The sequence below is a fragment of the Wolbachia endosymbiont of Drosophila barbarae genome (assembly GCF_044752445.1).
In the GTDB taxonomy this organism is placed as follows: domain Bacteria; phylum Pseudomonadota; class Alphaproteobacteria; order Rickettsiales; family Anaplasmataceae; genus Wolbachia; species Wolbachia pipientis.
In genome coordinates, this window is sequence record NZ_JBIXJM010000041.1 from 1 (window position 1) to 3,823 (window position 3,823).

Below are 3,823 nucleotides of genomic sequence, written 5' to 3' on the forward strand. Positions count from 1 at the left end.
AGAAAGCTAGTGAATTTGGTTATGTCTTGATTAAAAAAGAGCTACTAGCAGAAAGAGTTTCTTAGAAGTTCTTTTAGTATCCTTCACATCAATTGCATTTTTAATAATTAATGGTATCAACTATGTTTTTTAAAAATTTTTTTATTTGTGTAATTTTGCAAATTATATGGGCAATAAAAACCCGTTTGTCATAGAAATAGAATTTTATATCAAACAGCTACCACAGCAATTTCTGCTTAAGCTAATGAATATGTGCTTTAAGTCTGTGTGGACGCACATATTCATTAGCCAATTTCAGTTACCGTTGTGAAGATTTTTAAGTATGCAAATTAATTGCTTCTTTAAGTCTTGTATTAGCAATTACTATAATTTTACGCATTAGGGCTGTTATAGCCACCATCTTCTTCTTACCACTTTCAACAAGCTTAGAATAAAAGGCGCCAAGTATAGATTTCGACCTTGTAGCAGCCATAGCGGCTGTAAAGAGCTTTGAACGAACGTTACTTCTACCACCTGTAATCCTTCGGTAACCAACAGCTTTACCACTTTCTTTTGGATGCGGTGCAACTCCGGCAAGACTTGCTACTTCTTTTCTATTTAAGTAACCAAGCTCTGGCATTAAACACAAAAAATCTTGTGATAACTTTTTACCTATTCCAGGAACTGTTTTAAGAATTTTTTGGCGTTGTTGTAATTCGCGGCTTTCATCAATAATCTTTTGTATAGTATCATTGAGTTCGTTTATTTGACTATCGAAAAACTCAATGGTCTTTTGACAGCTTTCTTTTATATGATCATTTTCCGGTGCTTCAAGTCTGCATTTTTCTTGAGTTCTCATTTGCGTAATATCATCACGACGTTGACAAAGTGCAGCCAAAGTTGATTGTTCTGTAGAGGTAGGTACAAATAGAGAGATAGTTCTATGGCGTTCAAATCCATATTGAGCAAGAGCTCTTGCATCTGATCTATCAGACTTTGCTAAAGTTCCGTGAGATAAAATAAAGCTTTTTACTTTACGAGTATTAGCTCGATGCACGGCAATATTTTTGTCGGTAAGAAAATGTGATAAGCCAAGCTCATATTTCCCTGTATTTTCTAAAGTCACTAAAGCATTAGGTAGAATATCTGAAAACTCTTGAAATAATTGTTGCCAACCAGAAGCATTATTATCAAATTCGACAGCATTCTTCTGTTTGTGAATTGCAACGACATTTTTAAATTTTCCGATGTCAATGCCAATAAAATTTTGATAAGATGTAACCATAATAAACCTCGATAGTTTTAGTTAATTTAAGATTGTAAACGGGTGCATATATATGTCCCAAGCAACTATTCAAACGTATCGAGAGATAGGGCTAGCGTACCTTGATACCAACGGTTGTAATACCAATTTCCTTTCGGTCGCGCACGCCCGCTATTCCTAGTGAGCAGGGTTATCTTTCTCTCTTATCTCTTTTATATCACGTTTTTAACTTACAATTTCTTCTAATGTACCAATAGCAGTAGGTTTTCTTGCTCCCTTGTTAGCAGGATCTATTTTGAGTCTAGCTGTTAAGAGCATTTATACTAGAAATGGGAAAGAGTTTAATCATCAGACTAATATTTTATTATTGTTTAACTTTGACCAAGAATGCGAAAATTTTTCAAAGAGTGATAGGACTAAATTAAAGTGGCTAAAAAATTCAGTTATTTTGAGCAACACAATCTGTACATCTTTAATGTTTTTCGGTGTGGGATTAGATTTAGTTGCCAACGGCTTTGGTATAACTAACTCTATGATGTTATCCGGCTTATTACTTTCATTACCATTCACGCTTTTAGTTGTTACTTCACCTATTTTAAATGCTGCAAGTAATTATATTCTCAAAAAGACAGCTATAAATTCAATTGAGGAGCAATTTAAAGGTGATGATCAGTTTATAGAAGTCGATAACGAAAAGCCAATCAGTACTATGAGCAATCAAAGTTATTTCCCCATCGGTCAGTTAATATCATCAAAGTTAGCTATTCTCCATAGCGAAGTCTCTAGCTAGGAACAATGAGCCACAGATTAGTATGGTTTTGACGTTTTGGGTAGAGGCTTTTAATATGTGATTTGATATTGCATCGCCAATTGATTCACATTCAACTGCTTTTATTCCTATGTTATTGGCTTTTTCCCTAATCAAATTTGTATTTGTTGCTTTAGGTTCAAACTTAACACAAACCGCACATAGTAGCTTGATATATGGCTTTAAGTGCTCTAAGAACTCTTCCACATTTCTGTTACTAGTAACACCAAAAATCATATAAATACCTTCAGCAAAATTATCTTTTACCCACTGAGATAGTACTCTAGCACCATCATTATTGTGTGCACCATCTAAAAATAATTGCCAATCTTTCGGTAGTAGGAAAATTAAATTACCTTCTTTTATAGACTCTAGCCGTGCAGGCCAATAAGTGCACTGTAAACCTGAAGTGATATCCTCTTCTCCAATATCAAATTCATACTTTCCACTTAAAATACTACATGCTGCAATAGCATTGCCTGCATTAATCACCTGATGATCACCCTTTAAAGATGGCAAAGGAAATTCTATTGATTGAATAGCTGATTGAAAAACCATTTTGTTGTTCTTTTTTTTGCAATTCCATTCAAGACCTCCTCTATACAAGGGAGATTTCTTATTTATTGCGTGGTGTTCTAGCGTGTTCACTATAGATTTTTCTTGCGGTGCTATTACGCAAGGAACATTAGGTTTCATTATTCCAGCCTTTTCACCTGCTATAATTTCTACAGTAGGGCCAAGATATTCCGTATGATCAAGTGCAATGGAAGTAATTATTGCTAAAATCGGATTATCTATAACATTTGTTGCATCAAGCCTTCCACCCATACCCACTTCAACTAAAGTTATATCGGCTTTATGACGAGAAAAAGCTAAAAAAGCTGCAATAGTTGCAGCTTCAAACAGAGTGATAGGTTGTTCTGCAATTACTGCACGACATTCTTCTAATAAGCTATATAATTCATTATCGTCGATATAGCTGCCGGCTATCACTATCCTCTCATTAAAACTCACTAAATGTGGAGAAGTGTATGCGTGTACCTTATACCCTGCTGCTTGCATTATATATCTTATAAATGCTAGTGTTGAGCCTTTCCCATTAGTTCCAGCTATATGAATTACGGGAGGCACTTTTTTCTCGGGGTTATCTAGTTTGCTAAGAAAGCCTTTTATGCGATCAAGAGAAAAATCATTCGGCCTGCTACCAAGTGGCTTAGGCCAATGAGGCATATATATCATGGATTGTTATTGCATTTTAATTCAGCTATAACGCTTGCTATGCCATGCGTGTCGATTTTTTCACTAAATTGATAACGTTGATTAATAGCAATACTTATTCCACTCATTACAACATCACTTATCAAGAAAGAACTGTTATTTTTAGTAACTTTAAAATCAATATTTGTAAATTCTTCATCACCGTAAGAAAATCTTGTACCAATTAAGCAAGTTTCATCGTCAACTGCTTTTGTACTCATTATGATCATTTCACTATCATGCATGTATTTATATAAAATTTTAACGCACAAACGCGTAAGATACACTTCATACTCTCTTAAAAAATCTTCTTTTTCTTTTTGTTTAACTAAAGCCCAATGTTTTCCTATGACGAATTGCGATATTCCTTTGAGGTTAACATTGTTTTGAATGACCTCCTGAAGCTTTTTTTGCACACATTCCCGGTTTTTTTTATTCTCCTTTGTAGATATACCATCCACTTGTTGCTTCATAGTATGCACAAAAATTTTGTGATCTGTACAATTAGTGTAAGC

4 protein-coding genes are annotated in these 3,823 nt (G+C 34.4%); 1 reads left to right on the top strand and 3 read right to left on the bottom strand.

Annotated features, from left to right (window positions below; genetic code table 11):
* Positions 1-316 precede the first annotated feature (316 nt).
* Positions 317-1,264 (bottom strand): IS110 family RNA-guided transposase, encoded by a 948-nt coding sequence (locus ACIPNH_RS00465; protein ID WP_209472550.1) that lies wholly within the window; start codon positions 1,262-1,264, stop codon positions 317-319.
* A gap of 256 nt (positions 1,265-1,520) precedes the next feature.
* On the opposite strand from ACIPNH_RS00465, the gene ACIPNH_RS00470 reads away from it, so the two are divergent.
* Positions 1,521-2,033: a hypothetical protein gene (locus ACIPNH_RS00470; RefSeq protein ID WP_400770864.1), complete on the top strand. Its 513-nt coding sequence runs from the start codon at positions 1,521-1,523 to the stop codon at positions 2,031-2,033.
* Here ACIPNH_RS00470 and ACIPNH_RS00475 read toward each other — a convergent pair.
* Both ACIPNH_RS00475 and ACIPNH_RS00480 read right to left on the bottom strand, forming a co-directional pair.
* A complete protein-coding gene (locus tag ACIPNH_RS00475; RefSeq protein WP_400770867.1) occupies positions 2,001-3,290 on the bottom strand; it encodes a bifunctional folylpolyglutamate synthase/dihydrofolate synthase in 1,290 nt (429 codons plus the stop codon). The two genes, ACIPNH_RS00470 and ACIPNH_RS00475, sit on opposite strands and share 33 nt — an antisense overlap.
* On the bottom strand, positions 3,287-3,823 hold a 537-nt coding region (locus ACIPNH_RS00480), incomplete at its 5' end, for an MlaC/ttg2D family ABC transporter substrate-binding protein (protein ID WP_400770870.1). The genes ACIPNH_RS00475 and ACIPNH_RS00480, both read right to left, overlap by 4 nt.

What these genes read in the sequence shown, in the direction of transcription:
- ACIPNH_RS00465 (WP_209472550.1), bottom strand. Translation starts at nt 1,264, where the DNA reads ATGGTTACATCTTATCAAAATTTTATTGGCATTGACATCGGAAAATTT.
- ACIPNH_RS00475 (WP_400770867.1), bottom strand. Translation starts at nt 3,290, where the DNA reads ATGATATATATGCCTCATTGGCCTAAGCCACTTGGTAGCAGGCCGAAT.